The 26,013-nt window shown below is 62.0% G+C and carries 21 protein-coding genes and 1 riboswitch; of the genes, 10 read left to right on the top strand and 11 right to left on the bottom strand.

Annotated elements, in window-relative coordinates:
* Positions 1 to 7: 7 nt before the first annotated feature.
* The 4 genes from EFD55_RS23270 to EFD55_RS23255 all read right to left on the bottom strand — a co-directional run bounded on the left by EFD55_RS23270 (position 8) and on the right by EFD55_RS23255 (position 4,155).
* Positions 8 to 1,090: an ABC transporter ATP-binding protein gene (locus tag EFD55_RS23270; protein ID WP_125847827.1), complete on the bottom strand. Its 1,083-nt coding sequence runs from the start codon at positions 1,088 to 1,090 to the stop codon at positions 8 to 10.
* A 13-nt stretch (positions 1,091 to 1,103) separates the two neighbouring features.
* Positions 1,104 to 1,940, bottom strand: a complete 837-nt coding sequence (locus EFD55_RS23265) for a carbohydrate ABC transporter permease (protein WP_125847825.1) — start codon at positions 1,938 to 1,940, stop codon at positions 1,104 to 1,106.
* Entirely contained in the window at positions 1,937 to 2,797 is an 861-nt protein-coding gene (locus tag EFD55_RS23260) for a carbohydrate ABC transporter permease (RefSeq protein ID WP_125847823.1), read from the bottom strand. The genes EFD55_RS23265 and EFD55_RS23260 overlap by 4 nt, the downstream gene beginning before the upstream one ends.
* Positions 2,798 to 2,880: 83 nt before the next feature.
* On the bottom strand, positions 2,881 to 4,155 hold the full coding sequence (locus EFD55_RS23255) for an extracellular solute-binding protein (RefSeq protein ID WP_125847821.1): 1,275 nt from the start codon (positions 4,153 to 4,155) through the stop codon (positions 2,881 to 2,883).
* A gap of 86 nt (positions 4,156 to 4,241) precedes the next feature.
* On the opposite strand from EFD55_RS23255, the gene EFD55_RS23250 reads away from it, so the two are divergent.
* The 8 genes from EFD55_RS23250 (at position 4,242) to atzF (ending at position 15,171) form a co-directional block, all read left to right on the top strand.
* Positions 4,242 to 5,162 carry a helix-turn-helix domain-containing protein gene (locus tag EFD55_RS23250; protein WP_125847819.1) on the top strand — a complete coding sequence of 307 codons (921 nt, stop codon included), beginning with the start codon at positions 4,242 to 4,244 and terminating at the stop codon, positions 5,160 to 5,162.
* Between the two features lie 213 nt (positions 5,163 to 5,375).
* Positions 5,376 to 5,483: riboswitch (guanidine-I (ykkC/yxkD leader) on the top strand.
* A 75-nt stretch (positions 5,484 to 5,558) separates the two neighbouring features.
* Entirely contained in the window at positions 5,559 to 6,632 is a 1,074-nt protein-coding gene (locus tag EFD55_RS23245; RefSeq protein WP_125847817.1) for a putative urea ABC transporter substrate-binding protein, read from the top strand.
* 62 nt (positions 6,633 to 6,694) lie between these two features.
* Complete coding sequence (locus EFD55_RS23240) at positions 6,695 to 7,513, top strand: ABC transporter permease (protein WP_125847815.1); 819 nt, start codon at positions 6,695 to 6,697, stop codon at positions 7,511 to 7,513.
* On the top strand, positions 7,510 to 8,340 hold the full coding sequence (locus EFD55_RS23235; protein ID WP_125847813.1) for an ABC transporter ATP-binding protein: 831 nt from the start codon (positions 7,510 to 7,512) through the stop codon (positions 8,338 to 8,340). Before EFD55_RS23240 ends, EFD55_RS23235 begins: the two co-directional genes overlap by 4 nt.
* Positions 8,337 to 9,158: an urea amidolyase associated protein UAAP1 gene (locus tag EFD55_RS23230; protein ID WP_125847811.1), complete on the top strand. Its 822-nt coding sequence runs from the start codon at positions 8,337 to 8,339 to the stop codon at positions 9,156 to 9,158. Before EFD55_RS23235 ends, EFD55_RS23230 begins: the two co-directional genes overlap by 4 nt.
* 12 nt (positions 9,159 to 9,170) lie before the next feature.
* On the top strand, positions 9,171 to 9,821 hold the full coding sequence (locus EFD55_RS23225) for an urea amidolyase associated protein UAAP2 (protein ID WP_125848011.1): 651 nt from the start codon (positions 9,171 to 9,173) through the stop codon (positions 9,819 to 9,821).
* A 3-nt stretch (positions 9,822 to 9,824) separates the two neighbouring features.
* A complete protein-coding gene (gene uca / locus EFD55_RS23220) occupies positions 9,825 to 13,364 on the top strand; it encodes an urea carboxylase (RefSeq protein WP_125847809.1) in 3,540 nt (1,179 codons plus the stop codon).
* Between the two features lies 1 nt (position 13,365).
* On the top strand, positions 13,366 to 15,171 hold the full coding sequence (gene atzF / locus EFD55_RS23215; protein WP_125847807.1) for an allophanate hydrolase: 1,806 nt from the start codon (positions 13,366 to 13,368) through the stop codon (positions 15,169 to 15,171).
* A gap of 97 nt (positions 15,172 to 15,268) precedes the next feature.
* On the opposite strand, the gene EFD55_RS23210 is transcribed toward atzF, so the two are convergent.
* From EFD55_RS23210 to EFD55_RS23200, 3 genes are read right to left on the bottom strand one after another with little or no spacing between them, the layout of a single operon-like run.
* Positions 15,269 to 15,679 carry a VOC family protein gene (locus EFD55_RS23210; protein ID WP_125847805.1) on the bottom strand — a complete coding sequence of 137 codons (411 nt, stop codon included), beginning with the start codon at positions 15,677 to 15,679 and terminating at the stop codon, positions 15,269 to 15,271.
* Between the two features lie 18 nt (positions 15,680 to 15,697).
* Positions 15,698 to 16,783 carry a Gfo/Idh/MocA family protein gene (locus tag EFD55_RS23205; RefSeq protein WP_125847803.1) on the bottom strand — a complete coding sequence of 362 codons (1,086 nt, stop codon included), beginning with the start codon at positions 16,781 to 16,783 and terminating at the stop codon, positions 15,698 to 15,700.
* A gap of 10 nt (positions 16,784 to 16,793) precedes the next feature.
* Positions 16,794 to 17,804 (bottom strand): Gfo/Idh/MocA family protein, encoded by a 1,011-nt coding sequence (locus tag EFD55_RS23200; protein ID WP_125847801.1) that lies wholly within the window; start codon positions 17,802 to 17,804, stop codon positions 16,794 to 16,796.
* Between the two features lie 369 nt (positions 17,805 to 18,173).
* Between EFD55_RS23200 and EFD55_RS23195 the strand changes: the two genes are divergently transcribed.
* Complete coding sequence (locus tag EFD55_RS23195; RefSeq protein WP_125847799.1) at positions 18,174 to 19,334, top strand: fumarylacetoacetate hydrolase family protein; 1,161 nt, start codon at positions 18,174 to 18,176, stop codon at positions 19,332 to 19,334.
* Between the two features lie 57 nt (positions 19,335 to 19,391).
* On the opposite strand, the gene scpA is transcribed toward EFD55_RS23195, so the two are convergent.
* Entirely contained in the window at positions 19,392 to 21,530 is a 2,139-nt protein-coding gene (scpA, locus tag EFD55_RS23190; protein WP_125847793.1) for a methylmalonyl-CoA mutase, read from the bottom strand.
* Positions 21,531 to 21,652: 122 nt separating this feature from the next.
* Here scpA and EFD55_RS23185 point away from each other — a divergent pair, with 122 nt between their 5' ends.
* A complete protein-coding gene (locus EFD55_RS23185) occupies positions 21,653 to 23,011 on the top strand; it encodes an LLM class flavin-dependent oxidoreductase (protein WP_125847791.1) in 1,359 nt (452 codons plus the stop codon).
* Here the strand turns inward: EFD55_RS23185 and EFD55_RS23180 are convergent, their stop codons facing one another.
* The 3 genes from EFD55_RS23180 to EFD55_RS23170 all read right to left on the bottom strand — a co-directional run bounded on the left by EFD55_RS23180 (position 23,012) and on the right by EFD55_RS23170 (position 25,663).
* The gene (locus EFD55_RS23180; protein WP_125847789.1) at positions 23,012 to 23,665 is read right to left on the bottom strand and encodes a methionine ABC transporter permease; all 654 of its coding nucleotides are present in this window, start codon (positions 23,663 to 23,665) and stop codon (positions 23,012 to 23,014) included.
* Positions 23,646 to 24,734, bottom strand: coding sequence for a methionine ABC transporter ATP-binding protein (locus tag EFD55_RS23175; protein WP_125847788.1), 1,089 nt, complete (start codon positions 24,732 to 24,734; stop codon positions 23,646 to 23,648). The genes EFD55_RS23180 and EFD55_RS23175 overlap by 20 nt, the downstream gene beginning before the upstream one ends.
* A gap of 89 nt (positions 24,735 to 24,823) precedes the next feature.
* A complete protein-coding gene (locus EFD55_RS23170) occupies positions 24,824 to 25,663 on the bottom strand; it encodes a MetQ/NlpA family lipoprotein (protein WP_125847786.1) in 840 nt (279 codons plus the stop codon).
* Positions 25,664 to 26,013 lie beyond the last annotated feature (350 nt).

Below are 26,013 nucleotides of genomic sequence, written 5' to 3'. Positions count from 1 at the left end.
GATTGGTTTAGCGAAGCCGTCTGCCGGCGCCGTCGAAAAGGAAGGTGTGGCTGGCGGGAAGACCGACGGTCAGGGTTTCGCGATTGCCGGCGCTGCGCGACTCCGGCCGTTCGATGATCAGCTGCTCGCTGCCGATGGCGGCGTAGATGTAGCTGGTATTGCCGAGATGTTCGGCGACGTCGATGCTGACGACGAGATCGGCGTCGCCCTCGCCCGCATCGACGAAATGTTCGGGACGAATGCCGAGCGTGACCTTTGCTCCGACTTCGACAGGATCGGCAATGGGCATCGCCAGGCGCGTATCGGCCTCGCTTTCCAGCGCAATCACCACCCTGCCCGGCTGGGTCTCGACCACCACGGCCTTGAGGAAATTCATCTTCGGCGAGCCGACGAAGCCGGCGACGAACTGGTTGGCGGGATCGTCGTAAAGATCGAGCGGCGCACCGATCTGCTCGATATTGCCGGCGCGCAGCACGACAATCCTGTCGGCGAGCGTCATCGCTTCCGTCTGGTCATGCGTGACGTAGATCATCGTCGTGCCGAGCTGCTTGTGCAGCCTGGAGATTTCGACGCGCATCTGTACGCGCAATTCGGCATCCAGGTTCGACAGCGGCTCGTCGAACAGGAAGACCTCGGGTTCGCGGACGATGGCGCGGCCGATCGCGACGCGCTGGCGCTGGCCGCCGGAAAGCTGCTTTGGCCGCCGCTTCATCAGCTCGGCGATCTGCAGGATCTCGGAGACATGGCGCACGCGCCGCTCTGTATCGGCCTTCGGATTGCCGTTCATGCGCAGGCCGAAGCTCAAATTCTCTTCGACGGTCAGGTGCGGATAAAGCGCATAGGACTGGAATACCATGGCGATGCCGCGGTCGGCGGGCTCGACGTCGTTAACGACCCTGCCGCCGATCCGAAGCTCGCCTGAGGTAATGTCCTCGAGGCCGGCGATCATTCGCAGCAAGGTGGATTTGCCGCAGCCGGATGGGCCGACGAAGACGACGAATTCGCCGTCCTTCACCTCCAGATTGGCGCCATGGATGATCTCAAAGCCGCCGAAGCGCTTGACGATATTGCTGAGTGAAAGCTCTGCCATGCGGCCTCCCGGATTATTTGATTGCGCCGGCCGCGATGCCGGCGATGAAGTGACGTTGCAAAGCCACGAAGACAACGAGGATCGGTGCCGTCAGCAGCACGGCCCCGGCCATGATGCCGCCCCATGACACCTTGGTGAGGCCGATCAGCGTTCCAAGTGCCACCGGCGCCGTCATCATTCCTGGTCTGGAGTTGATCAGCAGCGGCCAGAGGTAGTTGTTCCAAGAGGCGAGGAAGAGGATGATCGCGAGCGCCGCCATGGTCGGCCGCGCGAGCGGCAGGGCAATGCGCAGGAAGATCTGCCATTCCTTGACGCCCTCGACGCGGGCAGCATCGAAGAGTTCGCCCGGCATCATCGAGAAGGATTGCCGCATGAACAGCACGCCGAGCGAATTGAAGAGCGGCGGCACGATCAGCGCCACCCAGGTGTTCGCCAGCCGGAATTCGCGCGCCACCATGATGAATTGCGGGATGACGACCACGGAAAACGGCAAGGTGATCGTGCCGAGGATGATGGCGATGATGATCGAGCGGCCGACGAAACGGTAACGCGCCAGCGCCCAGCCCGCCATAGAGGTCAGAAATACGGACAGGAAGGTGTATATGATCGCGACGCCGATCGAGATCACCATCGCGCCGATGAAATCGGTATCGGCCTGCAGGTTCTTGAAATTTTCGACGAAGTTGGTCGACGGCCAGAGCACGATTTCGGGATTGAAGATGGCGTTGTCCGGCATGGTCGAGAAGACAAACATCATCCAGAGCGGAAACAGCCAGATGAGTGCAAGCGGCGCCAGCGCGGCGTGCAGCGCGATCTGCCGCAGCAGGAGGGATTGCGATTTGGATTTCATTTCGGATCTCTCCCGATCCAGAGATTGAGGAACGAGATCGTTACGGCAAGGGCCGCCATCGTATAGGCGATCGCCGAGGCATAGCCGAAATTGAGCGAAGTGAAGCCTTGACGGTAGAGAAAGAGGCCCATCGTTTCGGTGCCGCCGCCCGGACCACCGCGATTGGTGATGAGGAAGGGCTCGGTGAAGAGCTGCATGGTGCCGATGACCGAGAGGACCACACAGAAGAGGATGATCGGTTTCAGGAGCGGCAGGGTGATGTGGAAGAACTGCTGCACCTTGCTGACCCGGTCGAGCGTCGCCGCCTCGTAGACATCATCGGGAATCGCCTGCAGGCCGGCAAGGATGATGATGGCGTTATAGCCCGCCCAGCGCCAGGTGACCGCCAGGATGATGACCGCCATAGCGGCGTTGGCATTGTCGAACCATGACACCGGACTGAAGCCGGCGGCTGAAATCAGCTTGTTGATGACGCCGAAATCGAGGCTGAACATCAGCCGGAACACGGCGGCATAGGCAACCTCGCCGACGACGACGGGCGCAAAGAAGGCGAAGCGGAAGAGCGGGCGCGCTTTCAAGAGCGGCGAGTTGAGCAGGACCGCCATAACAGTCGCAAGTGCGATCATGACGGGCACCTGGATCACCAGGATGACCAGCGTGTTGTAAAGCGCGTTATAGAAAGCCGGATCGTAAAAGAGCCGACCCCAATTGGCCTGAAAACTATATTTCCACGGGTTGATGCGTGTGTTCTGAAAGGAAATCAGGAACGAATCGATAATCGGCCAGACCCAGAAGGCGGCGAAAACCAGCAGATAGGGAGCGAGGAACGCATAGGCGCTCCGGGTTCTGAACGGCATTCAGCCTCCTCCTTACGAAACGAACGAATGACCGGCCGCAAAGCCGGGGGAAGCCGGGCGCCTGAAGCGCCCGGCGTCATCATTCATTGCGCGATCGGAAGGCCGGTCGCAGAAGCGATCTGCTTGGCGGCATCGTCGAGAGCCGCCTTGGCATCGGGGTAGCCGCCGGCGAAGAACTTCGTCTGCGTCGCCCTGAAGATGGCTTCGGCATCGCTCTGGAAGGCGGTGCCGCGGCTCGGCACGATCTTCGGCAGCGTCGCCAGGATATCGGCCCAGACCTTCTGGCCGCCCCAATAGGGCTGTGCCTCATTGACGAAAGGATCTTTCTCGGCCGAAAGCAGCGACGGTACCAGGCCGAATTCCTTCAGCATCGTGACCTGACCCTCGTTGGTGCCGAGGGCGTAGTTGACGAATTTCCAGGCCGCTTCCTTGTTTGCGGACGTTGCCGAAATGGCGAGTGAAGAACCGCCGAGATTGGCGGCATGCGGCCCATCGGCTGTCAGGCTCGGCATTCTGTAGACGCCCCACTTGCCCTTGAGATCGGGTGATGTCGAGCGCACGGTGCCTTCATACCAGCCGCCATACATCTGGCTTGCGGCCTTGCCGGCGGTATTGGCCTGGATCTTTTCGTCCCAGTTGGCCGCCGTCAGCGTGCCGGCGTCCTTCATTTCCTTCACTTTTTGAAGCGAGGCGACGCAGGCCGGCTGGTTGATGGTGATATTCTGGCCGTCGGTCGAGAAATAGCCGCAGCCCTGCTCGTTGGCGATCATGCGGAACCATTCGCTGTCGCCGTTGAAATCCGCCTGCGCCATGATGACGCCGGGATTGGCAGCGGAAATCTTCTTGCCGGCGGCAATGAAATCGTCCCAGGTGCTGATCGTGCTCGGATCGACGCCGGCCTTTTCGTAGAGGTCGCGGCGGTAAAAGATGGCAACGGGGCCGGAATCCCACGGCATAGCGTAAGCGACATCGCCGACCTCAAGTTCGGTGCGCTTGAAGTCAGGGAATTTCGCCTGGATGTCGGGGGTGTAGCCGAGCTCCTTCAGGTTTGCGAAACAATCCGGGAAGCGGCTCCAGAAGATTTCAGCCTCGAAATTCTCGATGCTGACGATATCGGGCAAGCCGTCGCCGCCGGCAGCACACGCTGCGAGCGTTTTGTCGAAGACCTGGCCGTTTCCAAGGTCCTCGACGGTGATCTTGATATCGGGATATTGTTTGTTGAAGCCTGCAAGCGTGGACTTCAATGCCGATGCGGCGACATTCCAGCTCCAGATGGTGAGATTGGCCGACTGCGCGAATGCGGAGCCGGATGCGAGCAGTGCGACAGCAGTGGTCGCAGCAAGAAGTTTGAAGCGCATTGAAAATCCTCCCTTTTCAATTGCCGATCTTTCACGAACGGGCTTAAACTATCTGCAAGGGAGCGATTGTCTCCTAAAAAGGGAACATGGATTTGGCGGAAAGTAAGGTCGATACGCGTGCAATCTACCAGCCCGGCGCAAGCAGCATTGAGGGTTCGCCGACAGCGCTGCAGATGTTTCAAGCCCATCCGCCTATCATGGCCATGCCCCACTGGCTCGCTCAGGTTGAGGTCAACTATGTGATGCGCGGCACCGTGCATTACCTCATGAACGACCACGAATTCCGGCTGAACGCTGGTGAGATGTGCCTCTTCTGGGGAGGCCAGCCGCATCAGATGGATGAATCCTCGGATGATTCGCTCTATGCCGGTGCGCACCTGCCGCTCGTCTATTTCTTCCGGCTGCGGCTGCCGATCAACATCTCAAGCCGGCTGATGACGGGCGAGACGCTGCTGACCTCGGCAACGGATGCCGCCGACAACGAGAATTTCACCCGCTGGGTCCGATATGTGAACTCGGGTGATCCCGCCAAGGCCCAGCATGCCGTCGACGAGTTGCTGCTGCGCATCGAGCGCATCGCGCTCGAACCCTATTCGATGACGACGTCGAAGACGGCCGTCAGTCTCGAAAGCGATCAGCCGCAGCCGCATTCGTCGCGGAGCGTCGCGCGCATGTGCGATTTCATCGCCGCCAACTTCCTGCAGGATATCGATTCGGTCGATATCGCTCGCGCCGCCGACCTGCATCCGAAATATGCGATGAACCTGTTCAAGCGATCGACCGGCATGACGCTCAGCAAATATGTGACACTGCTGCGGCTCTCGCGTGCTCAGGCGATGCTGATGAGCGAAGGCGCCAACGTGCTGCAGGTGGCGATGGACAGCGGCTTCGGCTCGATCAGCGCCTTCAACAAGTCCTTCCGCCACATCGCCGGCATGTCGCCGTCGGATTTTCGCCGCGATATCAGGCTGGTGACGACCATCCCCGCCGGCGCTTTCCGGAACTAGCGCGAAGGCCGTTCGCAGATCGGCATTCTGATTTCTCTCTGCTCTCCTGGCTTTTGACGGAGCATAGGAGATCAGCGCCCAAGCTGATGGCATGAGGCGCACATTTTCTGTGCAAGTGCATGCACTGTGCGACTTCCCAAGGAATGAGACTGACTGTCCGCTCAATAAAATCAATGCTTTGTCATTTGGCACGCCTTTTGCTGCGATAGTTGCAGAGTTGGTGGCTAGGGTTCCGACGTCGCGAGGCGTGACTGGTCCGAGAGCTGCCGCCGGTGGGGAGACATCCCGCTGGATGCACGGCGGGACAAAAGCCCGGGAGACCTCGTAAGCCAAGGGATTGGCGGCGCGATGGTCTTTGCCGATCCCTTTTTGAGAAAAGCAAAAGGGGAATTTCAAATGCAGACTTTTTCGAAGCTTCTTTCCATCACCGCCTTGACTGCCTCCCTGATGCTGGGCTTGGGCACCTGGGCCGATGCAGCGCAGAGGACCGATTTCAAGGTCGCCTGGTCGATCTACGTCGGCTGGATGCCCTGGGGCTATGCGGCCGATCACGGCATCGTCAAGAAATGGGCCGACAAATACGGCATCAAGATCGAGGTCACCCAATTCAACGACTACGTCGAGTCGATGAACCAGTATACGGCAGGCGCGTTCGATGCCGTGACCCTCACCAATATGGACGGCCTGTCGATCCCGGCTGCCGGCGGCGTCGATACGACGGCCGTCATCGTCGGCGACTTCTCGAACGGCAATGATGCCGTCATCCTGAAGGACAAGGCGAGCCTTGCCGACATCAAGGGCCAGAACGTCAACCTCGTCGAATTCTCCGTCTCGCACTACCTGCTGGCCCGCGCGCTCGAAGGCATCAAGATGACTGAGCGCGATGTGAAGGTTGTGAACACCTCCGATGCCGATATGGTCGCCGCCTATAAGACGGCTGACGTGACCGCCGTCGTCACCTGGAACCCGCTGGTCTCGACCATTCTCGAAGATCCCACGGCCAAGAAAGTCTTCGACAGCTCGCAGGTGCCGGGCGAGATCATCGACCTGATGGTCGCCAATACGGGCGTGCTGAAGGACAATCCGAATTTCGGCAAGGCACTTGCCGGCATCTGGTATGAGACCGCAGCACTCCTGACGGCCGACAGCGCCGACGGCAAGGCTGCGCGGGAGGCAATGGGCTCGGCATCGGGCACGGATCTCAAGGGCTTCGAAGCCCAGCTTGCCGCCACCAAGCTGTTCGCCAAGCCGGCCGATGCCGTCGCATTTACTGCGTCGGGCAGCCTGCCGAAGACGATGGATCTCGTCCGCAACTTCCTGTTCGAAAAGGGTCTGCTCGGCAATGGCGCGCCGTCCGCTGATGTGATCGGCATCGAAATGCCGGACGGCAAAATTCTCGGCGACAGCGGCAACGTCAAGCTGCGCTTCACCGAGAGCTATATGAAGGCTGCCGCCGACGCTTCGCTCTGAGCGATGTTTAAGCAGCGGCGCGGCTTGCCCGCGCCGCCATCCTTTATAAGCGGAGCTTCCCTATGCGCTGGATCAATACGAGGCCGAGCCGGGGCGCGCAGCTTGCCCTGACGCTGCTGCCCTTCGTGCTGCTGATCGTTGCCTACACTTTCGGCTCGGCGGCGCGGCTGGCGGAAAACGCCAACGATAAGCTACTGCCCGGTTTTGCCGGTTTTGCCGATGCGATTGATCGCCTGGTCTTCGTCGCCGATCCGCGCACCGGCGAATATCTGCTCTGGTCCGACACTGGGGCGAGCTTGGTGCGCCTGTTTGCCGGCCTCGGCATCTCCACGATCACCGCGCTTGTCATCGGCATGCTGATCGGCATGTTGCCTTATATGAGGGCGCTGCTCTCGCCTTTCGTCGCTGTTATTTCCATGGTGCCGCCGCTGGCGCTGCTGCCGATCCTCTTCATCGCCATGGGACTTGGCGAAGCCTCCAAGATCACGCTCATCGTCATCGGCGTCGCACCGACAATGATCCGCGACCTCGCGTTGAAGGCGCTGGAACTGCCACGCGAACAGATCGTCAAGGCTGAAACACTCGGCGGCTCGTCCTGGCAGATCGGCCTTCGCGTCGTGCTCCCGCAGGTGCTGCCCCGACTGATCACCTGCCTCAGACTTCAGCTCGGCCCCGCCTGGCTGTTCCTGATCGCCGCCGAAGCGATCTCGTCGGATTCCGGTCTCGGCTACCGCATCTTCCTCGTCCGCCGCTATCTCTCGATGGATATCATCTTTCCCTATGTCGTCTGGATCACGCTGCTCGCCGTGGTCATGAACTACATCCTCGATCGCATCCGCATCGCCGTCTTCCCCTGGTCTGAGCTGGAGAAGCAGGCATGAGCGAATTGGTGATCGAAAAGGTCTGGAAGGAATATGGCAACCAGATCGTGCTCGAACAGGTGTCGCTGACGGTCGCCTCGCGGGCCTTCGTCGCCCTTGTGGGCCCGTCCGGCTGTGGCAAGACGACCTTCCTGCGCATGCTGCTCGGCCAGGAGCGGCCGACGCGGGGCACGATCCTGCTTGACGGCGAACCCCTGCCGGCCGAGCCGGGACCGGATCGTGGCGTCGTCTTCCAGCGCTATTCCGTTTTCCCGCACCTGACCGTGCTCGGCAATGTGCTGCTCGGGCGGGAATTCTCCGCCTCCCGCTACAAGGCGAAGCTTTTCGGCGCCGCTCGTCGCAGCGCGGTCGACGAGGCTCGGCGGCTGATTGCCGAAGTCGGCCTTTCCGGCGCCGAGGACAAATATCCGGCGCAACTATCCGGCGGCATGCAGCAGCGCCTGGCGCTGGCGCAGGCCCTGATCATGAAGCCGAAGGTGCTGTTGCTCGACGAACCCTTCGGTGCGCTCGATCCCGGCATTCGCGCCGAAATCCATACCTTGATGAAGCGGCTCTGGCACGAAACGCAGATGACCGTCGTCATGGTGACGCACGACATGCGCGAGGCCTTCACGCTGGCGACGCGCGTCGTCGCCTTCGAGCGGCGGCGTGACCGCCCGGAAGAGAAGGAGCGCTACGGCGCGACCATTACCAAGGACATTTCGATCTGGCCGCCGAGGCTTGCCGGCGCGCCCTCCGTCTTCAGCCCCGACCGGGACGGCCCGGTCATTTCTCTGGGCCTTCGCCGGGACGACCCGGCTTCCAGTCCGTCAGGAGAAAAACCATGATGCATGTCAGGCGTTCGCCCGAAGAAATCGCCGCCAACCGGCAGCGTTACGAGGAACATCAGAAGAAGGGGTTGGAATTCGCCCCGAAGGCCCTGCCGGCGCCGAGCCCCCTGCCCGCGCCCGCCATCGATGCGGCCGCGATCATCCACCAGGAAACCATCCCCGGCGGCTGGTACTGGTCGACCGCGCTGAAGTGCGGCGAGGCGCTCCGTATCGATCAGGGCGAAGGCGGATCGACCGTGGCGCTTGTCGCCTGGAACGCTGCCGACACCAGCGAAAGGCTCAATCTTGTCGATACGGTCAAGGTGCAGTGGACGACTGCTCTCGGCAAGGGCCGCGTTATCTTCTCGGATATGGGTCGGGTGATGTTTTCGCTGATCGAGGATAGTTCCGGTGCCCATGACTGCCTGATGGGCGGCTCGACGGCGGCTTCGAACGCCGCAAAATATCCCGGCGCCAAGACCCGCAACACCCGCGACAATCTCGTGCTCGTTGCCGGCAAGCTCGGTCTTGCCAGGCGCGACATTCCTGCGATTCTCAATCTCTTCGCTCCTGTCCGCGTCGACGATGACGGTGGCTTCCACTGGCGCGGCAAGCTCTCCAACAGCGGCGATTATGCCGAGCTGCGCGCCGAGATGGACATGATCGTCGGCTTCTCGAATTGCCCGCATCCCCTCGATCCCGACCCGGTCTATGCGCCGAAGCCTGTCATCGTCACGCGCTTTCGCGCATCCGTGCCCGCAGTCGACGATCTCGCACGCACGGCGACCGCCGAAGCCCTTCGAGGCTTCGAGAACAACGCCGCGATGCTGGCCTGAGGAGAGACGATGATGAACGATTTCATCAAGACTTCAGCTTCGCGCAGCCTCGAAAATGCCGTTCAGGATCATTTCATTCCGGCCGAAGCGCCATGGTCTGGCATCGTCCGCAAGGGCCAGACGATCCGCATCGAAGACAGCTATGGCCAGCAGGCGATCGACACGCTGTTCTATCGCGCCGATGATTTTGCCGAGCGTTATTCCAACCAGGATACGATGCGGGCACAAGGTGGCGCCTATATCGGCACCGGCACGAAGATTATCTCGAACGAAGGCAACGTCATGCTTGTCATGACAGCCGACAGCTGTGGCCGGCACGATACCTCAGCCGGCGCCTGCTCCTGCGAGAGCAACACCGTGCGCTTCGGTCACGGCACGAAATACCTGCATGCCTGCCGCGACAATTTCGTCCTTGAGGTGACCAGGCACGGCATGAGCAAGCGCGACATCGTGCCGAACATCAACTTCTTCATGAACGTGCCGATCAAGCCGAATGGCGAGATGACCATCGTCGACGGCATTTCTGCGCCTGGGGACTATGTCGAGCTGGTGGCTTACATGGATGTGCTCTGCGTTATCTCCAATTGCCCGCAGATCAACAATCCCTGCAACGGTTTCGATCCGACGCCGATCCGGGTGCTGATCTGGGACGGCGAGGACTGATTGATGTTCACCAAGGTCCTCATCGCCAATCGCGGCGAAATCGCCGTCCGGGTTATCCGGACATTGAGGCGGATGGGCATCGCTTCGGTTGCCGTCTATTCCGATGCCGATCGGTTTTCCAAGCCGGCGCTGACTGCCGATGAGGCCGTGCGCCTCGGCCCGGCGCCTGCCGCTGAGAGCTATCTCAATGTCGATGCCGTCATCGCCGCCTGCAAGGTGACGGGGGCTGAGGCCGTGCATCCAGGCTACGGCTTCCTCTCGGAGAATATCGGCTTTGCCGAGCGGCTCGCCGCCGAAGGCATCGCTTTCATCGGCCCGCGACCGGAGCATCTGTCGGCCTTCGGCCTGAAGCACACGGCGCGCGAACTGGCGAAAGCGAGCGGCGTGCCGCTGCTGCCCGGCACCGATCTCTTGCAGAACGTCGAAGAAGCGCTGTCGGCCGCAGAGACCGTCGGCTATCCCGTCATGCTGAAAAGCACGGCCGGCGGCGGCGGCATCGGCATGCAGCTCTGCGCCGATGCGGCAGGTCTCGAAGCCGCCTTCGAAAGCGTGCAGCGAACCGCACGAGCCAGCTTCGGCGATGCGCGTGTCTATATCGAGCGTTTCGTTGCGGAAGCGCGCCATGTCGAGGTGCAGATCTTCGGTGACGGCAGGGGCAGAGTGATCGCGCTCGCCGAGCGCGACTGTTCATTGCAGCGGCGAAACCAGAAGGTGGTCGAGGAGACCCCTGCCCCCGGCCTTTCCTCGGAAATACGGGTGCGGCTGCACAAGGCGGCGGTCGATCTGGGACGCTCGGTTTCCTATGAATCGGCCGGCACCGTCGAATTCATCTATGATCCCCTGCGCGAGGAATTTTATTTCCTCGAGGTCAATACCCGCCTGCAGGTCGAGCATCCCGTCACGGAAGCCGTCTTCGGCATCGATCTCGTCGAATGGATGATCCGGCAGGCGGCGGGCGAGGACGTACTCTCGGGTGCGGGAGCCCTGAAGCCGAAGGGTGCTGCGATCGAGATGCGGATCTATGCCGAGATGCCGCATGCCGATTTCCGCCCGAGTGCCGGCCTGTTGACCGAGGTCGTTTTCCCCAATGATGCCCGCGTCGACGGCTGGATCGAGACGGGAACCGAGGTGACGCCCTTCTATGACCCGATGCTTGCCAAGTTGATCGTGGCGGCGGAAGACCGGCCGGCGGCGATCGAGAAGCTGAAGGCAGCGTTTGCGGCGACATCGATTTCAGGCATCGAGACCAATCTCGACTATCTCAGGACCATCGCCGCGTCCGAACTTCTTGCCGGCGCCAAGGTCGCGACAACGGCGCTGCGCGACTTCGCCTTCGTTCCCGATGTCGTCGAGGTACTCGCTCCGGGTGCGCAATCGAGCATTCAGGAACTGCCGGGCCGGCTCGGCCTCTGGCATGTCGGCGTGCCGCCGAGCGGACCGATGGATGAGCGCTCCTTCCGCCATGCCAACCGGTTGGTCGGCAATACCGATGTGACGGCCGCACTGGAACTGACCGTTTCCGGCCCGACACTGCGGTTTTATGCCGATCAGACGATCGCGCTTGCGGGCGCCCGGATGTCAATGACATGCGATGGCGTAAAACTGCCGCACGGCGAACTAGTCACGATCCAGGCCGGCCAGGTTCTGTCGATCGGCACGATCGAAGGACCGGGACAGCGCGCTTATCTGGCCGTCGCCGGCGGTTTTGCAGCACCCGTCGTGCTTGGCTCGCGCGCGACATTCGGCCTCGGCCAGTTTGGCGGCAACGCCACCGGCACACTGAAGATGGGGCATGTGCTGCATTTTGCCCGGCAGGCGCCAGCCGAACCGGCTAACCCAGCTGTCGAGCCCGCCGCCTTGACGCGCGAATGGGATGTCGGCGTGGTCTACGGCCCGCATGGGGCGCCTGACTTCTTCGAGGACAGCGATATCGAGACGCTGTTTTCGACGGCCTACGAGGTGCATTTCAACAGCGCCCGCACCGGTGTTCGCCTCATCGGCCCGGCCCCGCAATGGGCGCGTAGGGATGGCGGCGAGGCCGGGCTGCACCCCTCCAACCTGCATGACAATGCCTATGCGATCGGGGCGATCGATTTCACCGGCGACATGCCCATCATCCTCGGTCCGGATGGTCCGAGCCTTGGCGGCTTCGTCTGTCCGGCTGTGATCGCGCGTGAGGAGCAGTGGAAGATGGGCCAGTTCAAGCCCGGCGACCGCATCCGTTTCCATGCCGTGGCGCGTCCGGAAGACCCGATTGCCGGTCCGGCGGTGCGGCGGGCCGCAGAAGAGACGGGTTCGCCGATCGTCGGCGTCGGCGAAGACGGTCCGGTTTCCGTCGTCTATCGCCGCCAGGGCGACGACAATCTGCTCGTCGAATATGGCCCGATGACGCTCGATATCGCGCTGCGGCTGCGGGTGCACCTGCTGATGCAGGCAGTCATCGAGGCCCGCCTGTCCGGCGTCATCGACCTCACCCCCGGCATCCGCTCGCTGCAGATCCACTATGACGGCACGCAGCTGACGCGCCGTCGCCTGCTCGGCCTGCTCTCCGAGATCGAGGCGACGCTTCCCCCTGCACAGGAGGTCAAGGTGCCAAGCCGCATCGTGCATCTGCCGCTCTCCTGGAATGATCCGGATGCGGAGCTTGCGATGCGCAAGTATCAGGAACTCGTGCGCCCGAACGCGCCTTGGTGCCCGTCGAATATCGAGTTCATCCGCCGCATCAACGGTCTTCCCGACGAACAGGCCGTCCGCGATATCGTCTTTAATGCGAGCTATCTCGTACTCGGTCTCGGCGACGTCTATCTCGGAGCGCCGGTTGCGACCCCGACCGATCCGCGCCATCGCCTCGTGACGACGAAATACAATCCCGCCCGCACCTGGACGCCTGAGAACGCCGTCGGCATCGGCGGCGCCTATATGTGCATTTACGGCATGGAGGGACCGGGCGGCTATCAGCTCTTCGGCCGCACCATCCAGGTCTGGAACACATGGCGGGAGACGCCGGCTTTTGCCAGAGGAAAACCCTGGCTTCTCAACTTCTTCGACCAGATCCGTTTCTTCCCGGTCAGCAATCAGGAGCTGACGGAGGCGCGTGCCGCCTTCCCGCATGGCGGCTATCCTGTCAGGATCGAGGAGACGGAATTCTCCTATGCCGCCTATGAGAAAGAATTGCAGGCGAACGCGGCATCGATCGGCCGCTTCAAGGCAACCCAGCAGGCCGCCTTCGATGCCGAGCGCCAGCGCTGGAAGGAAGAAGGGCTCGACAGCTTCGTCACCGATGAAGGTACGGGTGAAAGCCCGGATGGGGATATTCCCGACGGCTGCTTCGGGGTTGCCAGCGCCGTGCCCGGCAATATCTGGAAATTGCTGGTCGAGCCGGGCGCCCCGGTTGCGGCCGGCGATACACTTGCCATCATCGAATCGATGAAAATGGAAATCAACGTCACCGCCCATGCGGCAGGCCGCGTCCGCGACCTGCGCGCTGGGCCGGGAAGAAACGTCAAAGCCGGCGATATCATCGTCGTCCTGGAGGAATGCTGACATGCTGCCGACCATTCTCGATCTCTCAAGCCTTCGCGCCGCCTATCAATCCGGCCTGACGCCGCTCGACGCCATCGAAGAGGTGATTGTCCGTCGCGCCGCCTCTAGAGATGCGGCAATTTTCATTACGCCGGTGCCCGACGAAGAACTGCGCGCTGCCGCGAAAGACTTGATGGCACGCGCGCCTGAGGCAAACAGCCTGCCGCTCTGGGGCGTACCCTTCGCGGTGAAGGACAATATCGACGCCGCAGGCCTGCCGACGACCGCCGCCTGCCCCGCCTATGCGTATCGGCCGAAGGCGGACTCCACCGTTGTCGCGCGGCTGAGAGCAGCCGGCGCCATCGTCATCGGCAAGACCAATCTCGACCAGTTCGCGACCGGCCTCAATGGCACGCGCTCACCCTATGGCGCGCCGCGCTCGGTCTTCGATGCGGCCTATATCTCGGGCGGATCAAGCTCCGGCTCGGCGGTCACGGTCGCCTCCGGCCTCGCCGCCTTCGCGCTCGGCACCGATACGGCGGGCTCCGGCCGCGTGCCGGCCGCCTTCAACAATCTGGTCGGCATCAAGCCGACGCCGGGTCTCCTGCCGAATACCGGCGCTGTCCCTGCCTGCAAGAGCGTCGACTGCATCACGATCTTTGCCGCGACCGTCGGCGACGGCGTCGCGATCCGCAAGGTCGCCGAAGGCTTCGATGCCGCCGATCCCTTCTCGCGCCGCGCCAAGCCGGCGAACTTGCCGGTATCGGGCCTGCGCATCGGCGTCCTGGCAGGCGCCGAGCGGGAATTCTTCGGCGACACGGAAGTGGAGGCGCTCTACGACCAGGCAATCGAGCGCGCAAAGGCGCTCGGGGCAACCATCGTTCCCTTCGACTACACCCCATTCCGCGAGGCTGCCGCTCTGCTCTACGACGGGCCGTGGGTCGCCGAGCGACTGGCCGCGGTCGAGGATTTCCTCGCCACCAACGCCGCCGATTTCGATCCGACCGTCAGAGGAATCATCGAAGGCGCCAAAGGCAAGACCGCGGTCGAGGCCTTCGACGGCCGCTACCGGCTGGAGGAGCTGCGCCGCAAGACCGAAGCCGAATGGGAAAAGGCGGATGTGCTTCTTCTGCCGACCGCACCAACCACCTACACCGTCGCCGATATGCTCGCCAATCCCGTCGTGCTCAACGGCCGCCTCGGCCGTTACACCAATTTCGTCAACCTGCTTGATTGCGCCGCGATTGCCGTTCCGGCCGGGTTCGGCAAAGGCGGCTTGCCGGGCGGCGTCACCGTCATCGCACCCGCCTTCACCGATGACGCGCTGGCGCCGCTTGCCGATGCGCTGCATCGCGCCGCAAGCTCCGGCATGGGCATCGACCGGCGGGCTGTTATCCCCGAGACGAGCCGTGTTGCGCCTGGCGATGACGGTTTCGTCGAAATCGCAGTCGTTGGCGCGCATCTGACCGGCATGCCGCTCAATCATGAGCTGACCGGCGCTGGTGCCCGCCTAGTCAAGACCTGCAACACATCAGGCGAATACCGTCTCTTCGTGCTGCCGGACACCGTGCCGCCAAAGCCCGGTCTTGTCCGTGAGCCGGGCTACAAGGGCCGCGGGCTGGAGGTCGAGGTCTGGGCGCTGCCCGCCGATGCTTTCGGCCGCTTCGTCCAGAAGATCCCGGCGCCGCTCGGCATCGGAAAAGTGGCGCTCGATGACGGCACGAGCGTTTCCGGTTTTCTCTGTGAGGTCCATGCGGTGAAAGATGCCGAGGAAATCACGGCGCTTGGCGGCTGGCGCAACTATATCAGCGCCAAGCGGGCAAGCTGAAGGGAGCTGTCGATGACAGCAAAGCTCATCCGGCGCCTGATCAATCTGCTGCGGGACGGTCTGACCGCCCGCGGCGAAGCGATCGGCAGGACCTGCGTCAACCCTGGCGGCTCTGAGAGCGTTCGGCAAGCTCGACGATGATGCCGTCGGGATCGCGAACGAAGGCGATCTTGTTCAGCATCTCGGAATGGACGGCGAGCCGCGGACGCTCCTTGATCTCGACGCCCGCCTGTTCAAGTCGGGCGAAGGTCTCGTCGACATTGTCGAAATGGAAGGTAAGGTGCCGGACGCCGGCCGTATCTTCAGGCACGTCGACCGCCCTCGATGCACCGCCGAGTGGGGCGAATACCTCCAGCATGCCGCCGCCTGCATCGAGGAACGCCACCTGCATGCCATTCGCCATCGTCTTGCGCAGCACGAGGCTGAGACCAAGCAGGCCGCAGTAAAAATCGATGGCGCGGTCCATGTCGCCGACCGTCATGCCGACATGCTCGAAGGATTTCAGCATAGGAGGGCCCTCCCCTGCTCAGACGCTGCGTTCCTCTTCGGGGAGCCAGGAGCGGTAGAGCGGATGATCGGCGGCGATCGGCATCGACGTCGGCCGGCCGGTGCGCTGCGAGAAATAGGCTGCGGTTACCAGCTCCAGCGAATTGCGGGCATCCTGCAAAGTCACCGGTGGTTCCTTGTCCTCAACGATCGCCTTGTGGAAGAGTTCGAACTGACGGGTGTAGCCATCCTCGCCGGGCACGTAGGTGGCGAGCGCCTCGTCGATCCGCGCCCGATGTTCCTCTGTCCCCGCGACGAACGTCCACGGATCGCGTCCCATCGTATAGGGTTCGATGATACTTTCGGCGACGAGATCGTTGAAGCAGAAGCGCAGTCGCGAGATCTCCTTGCGTGACCCGAGCGTCATCGACAGCGTCGCCAGCGAGCCGTTCTGCATCTTCACCGAAAGGGCGGCCGTATCTTCGACCTGGATCGGATTGACCAGCGTGGCGCCATAGGAAAACACCTCGGCGCAGGGGCCATGCACATAGTTCAGCATGTCATGGGCGTGGATGGCATGGCCGAGAAGGCCGCCGCCGAGCTCGGTTGCCCACTTGCCGCGCCACGGAACGGCATAATAATCCGGGCCGCGCCACCAATGGGTCTCGATCGTCGTCAGGAACGGCTTGCCGGCGAGGCCGCGCTCGATCAGCAGCTTCAGCTTCTGCAGGCCGGAGCCGTAGCGATACTGGAAGATCGGCATCAGCTTCCTGCCGGGGAAGCGCGCAAGGATGCGTTCCATCTCGTCGACCTCGGCGATCGAGCCGAAGAGCGGCTTCTCGCAGATCACGTGCTTGCCGGATTCGATACCCTTGCGGCAGAGTTCGAAATGCGAGCTCGGCGGCGTTGAAATGTCGATAATGTCGAGGTCGTCGCGAGCAAACAGCGAATCGGCATCCTGCGTGTATTCGACGATCCCGAATTCCTCGCACAGCGCCTTGCCGCGCTCCTCGTCGAGCGAGCAGAGGACCGGAACCTCGAAGAGCTCCTTGTTCCAGCCGAAGCCGGTCAGATGCCGCGCAGCGATGCCTGCGCCGATGACCCCGACGCGCAATTTCCTGGTCATGATATCCTCCTCAGCGAGCGCCGATGCGCGCGGCTTTCGCCTGGGCTTCGAGCGAAAGGCGGCAGACTTCGAACACGTGCTCGTGCGTCATCGCCGTCTGGGTGCGATTGCCGACGTCGGCAGTGAAAGCATCGAAATAGTCGAGTTTTTCACCGCTGCAGTCGATGTGGGTCATTTCCTTGCCGTTGACGAGGAAGAGGTGATCCTTGCCCGGCCGGCCGGCGATATCGATATATTTGCGCAGCTCGATATAGCCTTCGGTGCCAAGGATGGTGAGGCGTCCGTCGCCCCAGGTCGGTAGCGCCTCCGGTGTGAACCAGTCGACACGGACATAGCCCGCTGCCCTATCGGAGCGCAGCAGCACCTCGCCGAAATCCTGGAAGGCGGGCTTGTCGGGCATGCCGAAATTGCCGATCGAGCTGGCGATGACCTCGCCCGACGTCGAGCCGGTGTAGAACAGGAACTGGTCGACCTGGTGGGAAGCGATATCGACGATAATGCCGCCGAAGGCTTCCGGATCGAAGAACCAGTCCGGCCGGGTCGGCAACTGCAGCCGGTGCGGACCGACGCCGAGCGTCTGGATCACCTTGCCGATCGCGCCCTCGGCGACGAGTTTGCCGGCCTTGACGGCAGAGCGCACACAATGGCGCTCGGAAAAGCAGATGGAGAAGATCTTGCCGGTCTCGGCAACGGTCTTCTTGACTTCCTCAAGCTGGGCGAAGGTTGTCACGCCAGGCTTGTCGGTCATCACGTCCTTGCCCGCCTTCATCGCGCGGATGGCAAGACCGGCGCGGTCGCGCGGGATTGCGGCAATGCAGATAACGTCGATCGACGGATCGGCAAACAGCTTCTCCCGGTCGATCTGCGGCACATCGGGATAAGTCTTCTCGAAGGCCTCGCGCAACGCCGGCACCGAGGTCTGAGGGCAATAGCCGACAAACTCGCCGCCTGAGGCGAGCAATCCCTTCACGTGATCGAACGTATGCCCATGGTCGATTCCGACGACGGCAAATCTCAACATCGCTGCAATATCCTCCCGGGATTGTCTTGGCGCCGGCCGACGCCGGCATCATCCATGTCGGCCAAAACAGATAACGAAAGTTGGCTCCTGTCAAGGCAAGGTGAGAGGTGAAATCGCTAGTGTGTGTATCTAACCATCTGTAAAACAATGATTATTATGTATCTAAATAGTTATTTACGCCTTTCGCTCACTGGAATTCCGATCGCCGACCACCCATTCGATCCGATCCGGCGAAAGTCTTTTTCCCCGACCTACCTTGCTCCATCTCCGTGAATGTGATCGATTTCGACCGCTGCCGGGCTGGAGGGCGGCAACGACCTCAAAATTTATAAAGAGCGCTCCCCCGCTCGCCTGCGACGGAAGATCACCATGTCTCATTCTCTTCTCGATGCCGCTGCTTGGGCCGGTCTTTTTGTCGGCCGTGTCTGGAACCCCGAGATTGCCGGCCCGAGCATCGTTACGCTTCGGGAGGGAATGCTCATCGATATCACGTCGCGCGAAACGCCGACGCTGAGCGTCCTGCTGGAGAGGCAGGATGCCGCCGGATTCGCCCGAGCCGCAAATGGCAAGGCGATCGGTTCGCTGGAGGAGATCGCCGCCAACAGCACAGGAGCGCCGGATGCGGCGCATCCCCACCTGCTTGCACCCGCCGACCTGCAGGCGGTCAAGGCCTGCGGCGTCACCTTCGCGCAGTCGATGATCGAGCGCGTCATCGAGGAGAAGGCAGCCGGCAATCCCGATCGCGCCGCCTCGATCCGCGAGCGCGTCAGTGCGCTGATCGGCGGTAGCCTCACCAATCTCAAGGCCGGTTCGCCCGAGGCGGCCAAGGTCAAGCAGGCCCTGATCGACGAGGGCATGTGGTCGCAATATCTCGAAGTCGGCATCGGTCCTGATGCCGAGGTCTTCACCAAGGCGCCGGTGCTCTCCTCAGTCGGGTGGGGCGCGGATGTCGGCCTGCATCCGATCTCGACCTGGAACAACCCGGAGCCGGAAGTCGTGCTCGCGGTCAACAGCCGCGGCGAGATCAAGGGCGTGACGCTCGGCAACGACGTCAATCTGCGCGACGTCGAGGGCCGCTCGGCGCTCTTGCTCGGCAAGGCCAAGGACAACAATGCTTCCTGCTCGATCGGCCCCTTCATCCGCCTGTTCGATGCCGGTTACGGCCTGGATGACGTGCGCAAGGCCGAGCTCGACCTGAAGGTCACCGGGCAGGATGGTTTCGTGCTGCATGGCAAGAGTTCGATGTCGCAGATCAGCCGTGACCCGACCGATCTCGTCAAACAGACGCTCGGCCCCCACCACCAGTATCCTGACGGTTTCATGCTGTTTCTCGGCACGCTGTTTGCGCCGACGCAGGATCGCGACGCGCCGAAACAGGGCTTTACGCACAAGATCGGCGACGTAGTCGAGATTTCTTCGGCGGGGCTCGGTACGCTCGTCAACACGGTGCGCCTCTCCACCGAATGCCCGCCCTGGACCTTCGGCATTTCGGCGCTGATGAGCAACCTCGCGAAGCGCGGGCTGCTCTAAGCAATTCCGCAAAAGTGCGCAGCGGTTTTGCGTCCGGAATTGCGCAAATGTTATGAGCTATTGGTTTCGCCGCCTGCCCTGCAGCAGGTCGAGGACGGAGTTCGCCGCTTCGAGAACGTTCGTCCCCGGCCCGAATACGGCCGCAACGCCGTGTTCGTGCAGGAATTCATAGTCCTGCCGGGGGATGACGCCGCCGCAGACGACGATGATATCGCCGCCGCCCTGCTCCTTCAGTCTGTCGATCAACTGCGGCAACAGCGTCTTGTGGCCTGCCGCAAGCGATGAAACACCGATGACATTGACTGTTTCGCCGATCGCCATCCTGGCTGCTTCGTCGGGCGTCTGGAACAGCGGTCCGGCGAGCACGTCAAAGCCGATATCGCCGAAGGCCGATGCGATCACCTTGGCGCCCCGGTCGTGTCCGTCCTGGCCGAGTTTGGCGACCATGATCTTCGGCCGATGCCCCATCGTCTCCGTCACCTCCGCCATGCGGGTTTTCAACACGGCAAGCTCCGGCTCGTTGCGATAGGCCTCGCCATAGACGTCCTTGATGACCTCAGGCGTTGCGGCGTGATCGCCAAAGGCCTGCCGCATCGCATCCGATATCTCGCCGACGGTAGCGCGTGCGCGTGCCGCCTCGACGGCAGCGGCGAGCAGATTGCCCCGCCCGCTGCGGGCGACGTCCGAAAGAGCGTGAAGCATTTCGGCCGCTTTCGCGCCATCGCGGCGACGCTTCGTTTCTTCGATCCGCCTGATCTGGGCGCCGCGTACCGCCGCATTGTCGATCGCCAGGATGTCGATCTCTTCCTCGGTCTCCAGGCGATACTTGTTGACGCCAACAATGACTTCTTCGCCCTTGTCGATCGCCGCCTGGCGGCGGGTCGCGGCCTCTTCGATCAACCGCTTCGGCAGCCCCTCATTGACGGCTTTCGTCATGCCGCCGAGCGCCTCGACCTCTTCGATCAGCGCCCAGGCCGTGTCAGCCAGTTCCTTCGTCAGGCTTTCGACGTAGTAGGAGCCGGCAAGTGGATCGACCACCTTGGTGACGCCGGTTTCATGCTGCAGAATGAGCTGGGTGTTGCGGGCGACGCGGGCTGAAAATTCCGTCGGCAGCGCAATCGCCTCGTCGAAGGAATTGGTATGCAGCGACTGCGTGCCGCCGAGCACTGCCGACATCGCCTCGAAAGCGGTGCGGATAATGTTGTTATAAGGGTCCTGTTCCTGCAGCGAGACACCCGACGTCTGGCAATGGGTGCGCAGCATCAGCGAGGAAGCCTTCTTCGGCTGGAACTCCTCCATGATGCGGGTCCAAAGCAGCCGGGCGGCGCGCAGCTTGGCCGCCTCCATGAAGAAATTCATGCCAATCGCAAAGAAGAAGGAGAGCCTTCCGGCGAAGTCATCGACATGGAGGCCCTTGGCGATCGCCGCGCGGACATATTCGCGGCCGTCCGCAAGCGTGAAGGCGAGCTCCTGCACCAGCGTCGCGCCGGCCTCCTGCATGTGATAGCCGGAGATCGAGATCGAGTTGAATTTCGGCATCTCCCTTGCGGTATATTCGATGATGTCGGCGACGATCCGCATCGAGGGTTCGGGCGGATAGATATAGGTATTGCGGACCATGAACTCCTTGAGGATGTCGTTCTGGATGGTTCCGGACAGTTCGGCCTTCGGGACACCCTGTTCCTCGCCCGCCACGATGAAGGAAGCGAGGATCGGGATGACGGCGCCGTTCATCGTCATGGAGACGGAAATCATCTCCAGCGGAATGCCGTCGAACAGGATCTTCATGTCCTCGACACTGTCGATTGCCACACCGGCCTTGCCGACATCACCCTCGACGCGGGGATGGTCGCTGTCATAGCCGCGGTGGGTCGCGAGATCGAAGGCTACGGAGACACCCTGCTGCCCGGCAGCAAGCGCCTTGCGGTAGAACGCATTCGACGCCTCGGCGGTGGAGAAGCCGGCGTATTGGCGGATCGTCCAGGGTCGGCCGGCATACATCGTTGCGCGCGGCCCACGGGTAAAGGGCGCAAAACCGGGAAGCGAACCAAGGTGCTCGGCGCCCTCGAGATCCTCGGCCGTATAGAGCGGCTTGACGGCAATGCCTTCCGGCGTGCGCCAGGTGAGTGTCTCGGGCGCGGCATGCAGTTCCTTCTGCGCAAGTTCCTCCCAATCCGACAGCGTCTTCTTCGTCATGCGTTTCCTCCGGCTTTTTTCATCCGTAGCCTACCATTTCACAAGCACCTCGTGCGATACAGACTTAGGATAAATAAAGCAGCAAATCATTGATTTCTATCGCCGGCCTTAGGACCTGCCGCATGAAGACAATGCAGATCTATGCCTTCGACATGAATTGCGTCGGGCATATCAATCACGGCCTCTGGACGCATCCGAGCGACCGTTCGATGCACTATACCGATCTCGCTTATTGGACGGAGTTTGCCGAGACCGCTGAGCGCGGCAAGCTCGACGGCATCTTCCTGGCCGATATTGTCGGCGTTTATGACGTCTACAAGGGCAGTCCGGCGCCGGTCATCGAGGCGGCTGCACAGATTCCCGTCAACGATCCGCTGATCCCGATTTCGGCGATGGCCTATGTAACGAAACATCTGGGCTTCGGCGTCACCGTCAACACCACCTATGAGCCACCTTTCCTGCTGGCGCGGCGCATGTCGACGCTCGATCACCTGACCAAGGGACGGATCGGCTGGAACATTGTCACCGGTTATCTCGATAGTGCTGCTCGCAGCATGGGTTTCGACAGGTTGCCGGAACATGATGCGCGTTACGACGCAGCCGAGGAATATCTCGAGATCGTCTACAAGCTCTGGGAGGGCAGTTGGGACGACGACGCGGTCTTGCGCGACAGGGCGAGCGGCATCTATGCCGATCCGTCGAAGGTGCGCGCCGTTCGTCACGACGGCAAATATTACAGGATGGAGGGCATCCATCTTTCCGAACCCTCTCCGCAGCGCACCCCCCTGCTCTTCCAGGCCGGCGCCTCGGCGCGCGGGCAGGATTTTGCCGCTCGCCACGCCGAATGCGTCTTCATCGCCGCCCCGAACCCCAAGGCGGTTCGGCCAACCGTCGACGCGCTGCGGGCGAAAGCGGAGACATTCGGCCGCGGCGCCGGCGCTTTGAAGATCCTGAACCTAATCACCGCCGTCGTCGGGCGGACGGAGAGGCAGGCACAGGAGAAGCTGGAGGACTATCGACGCCATGCCAGCGTCGAAGCTTCACTTGCGCATTACTCCGCTTCCGTCGGTATCGATTTTTCAAAATATGGTCCGGACGACGTCATCGACCAGAGTTCGACGAACGCCAACCAATCGGCGCTCGCGGCAATTACCAAGCGTGCGGCAAAGCCGGTGACGAAGCGTGACATCATCGACCAGATGGTGCTCGGGAGCCGGATGAAGCCGATCGTGGGCTCGCCGGAGCAGATTGCCGATCATCTCAGGACTTGGATCGAGGAGGGCGACATCGACGGTTTCAATCTTGCGCGGACGGTGGCGCCGGAGAGCCTGCGCGATTTCGTCGACCTGGTGGTGCCTGTGCTGCAGGAGCGCGGCGTCTATAAGGCGGATTACAGCGAAGGGCCGCTGCGGCAAAAGCTCTTCGGCGGCGAGAGCGGCAGGTTGCCCGCCGCTCATCCCGCCGCCAGATTCCGGCGCTGACTATTTGTGGTCGAGCCCGGCGACCAGCTGGTCGCCGAGCCACTGGATGCCGCAGACCAGAACGATGAGAACGGCCACGACCGCGATCATCACATTGGTTTCGAAGCGCTGATAGCCGTAGCGAATGGCGAGATCGCCGAGGCCGCCGGCGCCGATCGCGCCCGCCATGGCAGAGGCGCCGATCAGAGTCACCAACGTCACCGTAAAACCGGCGACAATGCCAGGCAGCGCTTCGGGTACGAGCACCTCACGAATGATCGTCCAGCGATTGCCGCCCATGGCGCGCACGGCGTCGATCAGTCCGCGGTCGACTTCGCGCAGCGATACTTCGGCGATGCGCGCGTAGTAGGGCGTTGCGGCGATGGCGAGCGGCACGATGGCCGCCCATGTGCCGAGCGCGGTGCCGACGATCAGCCGCGTCAGCGGGATCAGCGCAACCAGCAGGATGATGAAGGGCACCGAGCGGAAACCGTTGATGACAGCGCCGAGGGCGCGATTGATCGAAAGGTTTTCGGCGATGCCGCCGCGCGCCGTTACAACGAGGGCAAGCCCGAGCGGCAGGCCGGCAACGAGCGAGATCACACCCGAGGCGACGGTCATCAGGACCGTCTCCCAAAGCGAGCGAAGAAGCAGTTCAAACATGATCGGTGTCATAACCAAGCACCTCCACCCGGGCGGACCGGGCTGTCAGAAATTGCTCGACCTTTCCGGCAAGCCCGGAGTCGCGCGTGGGAATGGCGATGAAGAACCGCGCCACCGGCTGGTTCTGAATGTGATCGATGCCTCCATGGACGAGGCGGAAGGAATGCGGCAGAGCCGCCGAGAGCTCGGCAAAGAGCGCACCTTGCGCTTCTGGTCCGGCAAGATCGACGCTGAGAATGGCTTCGGTTCCTGCGATTGTCGAAAGCCGACGGGCGATGTGGTCGGGAAGCTGTGGGCGGATGCCGCCGAGCAAGCTCCTGGTGATATCAGCCTGCGGGTCGGCGAAGACCGACCAGACCTGCCCTTCCTCGACGATCCGTCCGGCATCGATGACGGCGACGCGATCGGCAATGCCGCGCACAACTTCCATCTCGTGCGTGATCAGCAGAATGGTCAGGCCAAGTTTACTGTTGATGTCCTTGAGCAGCGCCAGAATCGACCGGGTCGTCTCGGGATCGAGCGCCGACGTTGCCTCGTCGGAGAGCAGCAGCGCCGGGCGCGCGGCGAGCGCGCGGGCAATGCCGACACGCTGTTTCTGGCCGCCGGAGAGCGACGCGGGATAGGCCTTGGCCTTATCGGCAAGGCCGACGAGATCGAGCAGTTCATGCGCCCGCTTCAAGCGCTCGTTCTTTGAAACGCCCTCGATCTTCAGCGGCAGAGCGACGTTTTCCTCGACGGTTTTGGCGGAAAGCAGATTGAAATGTTGGAAGATCATGCCAATGCGACGGCGCAGCGGCTGCAGCTCCTGTTCTGCAAGTCCCGTGATGTCGCGGCCTTCGATGAAGATCTCGCCGCTGTCGGCGCGCTCCAGGCCGTTCAGGCAGCGGATCAGAGTCGATTTGCCGGCGCCGCTGCGGCCGATGATGCCGAGGATCTCGCCCCTTTTCACAGTCAGTGAAATGCCGTCGAGCGCTGCGGTGACTCCGAACCGCCGCTTGACGTCGGTAAGTCTCACCACCTCTTCGGCCGCGACGGCTTGCTGCTGTCCCTCGATCGCCGTGGTGGAAACAAACGAATTCATGTGCTTTTCCTTACAAACACTGAAGGCGGTCCGGGCAAGGAACGCCCGGACCGCCTCTTGGCAGGCCTTAACCCCGGCCTTCTCTTGGATCAATAAGCGCTGAGGCCCGTTCCCTTGTAGACCTTTTCGAATTCGGCCTTCACGGTGTCGTTCTGATAGGAAGAGACAAGCGTCTTGACCCAGTCGGCATCCTTGTTCTCGTCCTTGACGGCGATGAAGTTGCGGTACGGATTGTCGGCGACCGGCTCCTGCGCAATGCGCTCGGCCGGCGAAAGACCGCTCTTCAGCGCCCAGTCGGTGTTGACGATACCGGCATCCAGATCGTCGATCGAGCGGCCGACGATACCGGCGTCAAGTTCCTTGATCTCGATCTTCTTCGGGTTATCGGTGACATCGGCAACGGTCGCCAGAATGCCGGTGCCGTCTTTCAGCTTGATCAGGCCTTCCTTCTGGAGAACGCGCAGCGCTCGGCCTTCGTTCGAGGGGTCATTCGGCACACCGATGACCGCCCCTTCCGGGATCTCGGCAACGGACTTGTGCTTCTTGGTGTAGAGGCCGATCGGCCAGACCCCGGTATAACCGACGCGAACGATGTGATAGCCGTGCTGCTTGATCTGGTTGTCGAGATAGGGCTGGTGCTGGAAGGCGTTGGCATCGATTTCGCCGCGCTCCAGCGCTTCATTCGGCTGAGTGTAGTCGTTGAAGGTGATGGTCTCGATCTTGAGGCCCTTCTTGGCCGCCTCGCTGGTGACCACACGCCATACATCCTCCTCTTCGCCGGCCATGATGCCGACCTTGATCGACTTGTCCTCGGCAAAGGAAGGCGCGGGTGCCGCAAAATTAAAAAGCGCGGCAGCAGAAACGGCGACGGCAGCAAGAGCCGCGCGACGCGAAAGGTGGAAGCCGTGAAGATTTTTGTTCTTGGTCATTGTTATATCCCGTCTGACTGAATGAGGCCGAACGCCCCGAGCAGGCTGATCATGGCAAATGGGCGGACTGCGAGCGAAGTACGAAAGTCTGATGTGGGGGAAAGGTCGGGAAAACTCTTGCCTTGCCATCCATATAGGCAGGATAAATTTCTATCAAATTTATGGATTAATCGCGGCATGTGAGTATCTGCTAAAAACGAAAAACGGCGCCTCAGGGGCGCCGTCAGACTGCTGACAAACCCCTGGCACCGTCCAGGGGTTTATGATTCATTGGGACATGTTGAAGAAACCTGCCCCCACCCAGACGGCTCTTGAGATGGTGACGCTCGATAGCCTGGTGCCGAAGGATC

The sequence above is a fragment of the Rhizobium pisi genome, from assembly GCF_003938655.1.
Lineage (GTDB): Bacteria > Pseudomonadota > Alphaproteobacteria > Rhizobiales > Rhizobiaceae > Rhizobium > Rhizobium pisi.
Note: the sequence above shows the minus strand (reverse complement) of the source record. Positions and strands in the feature narration are given on the sequence as shown.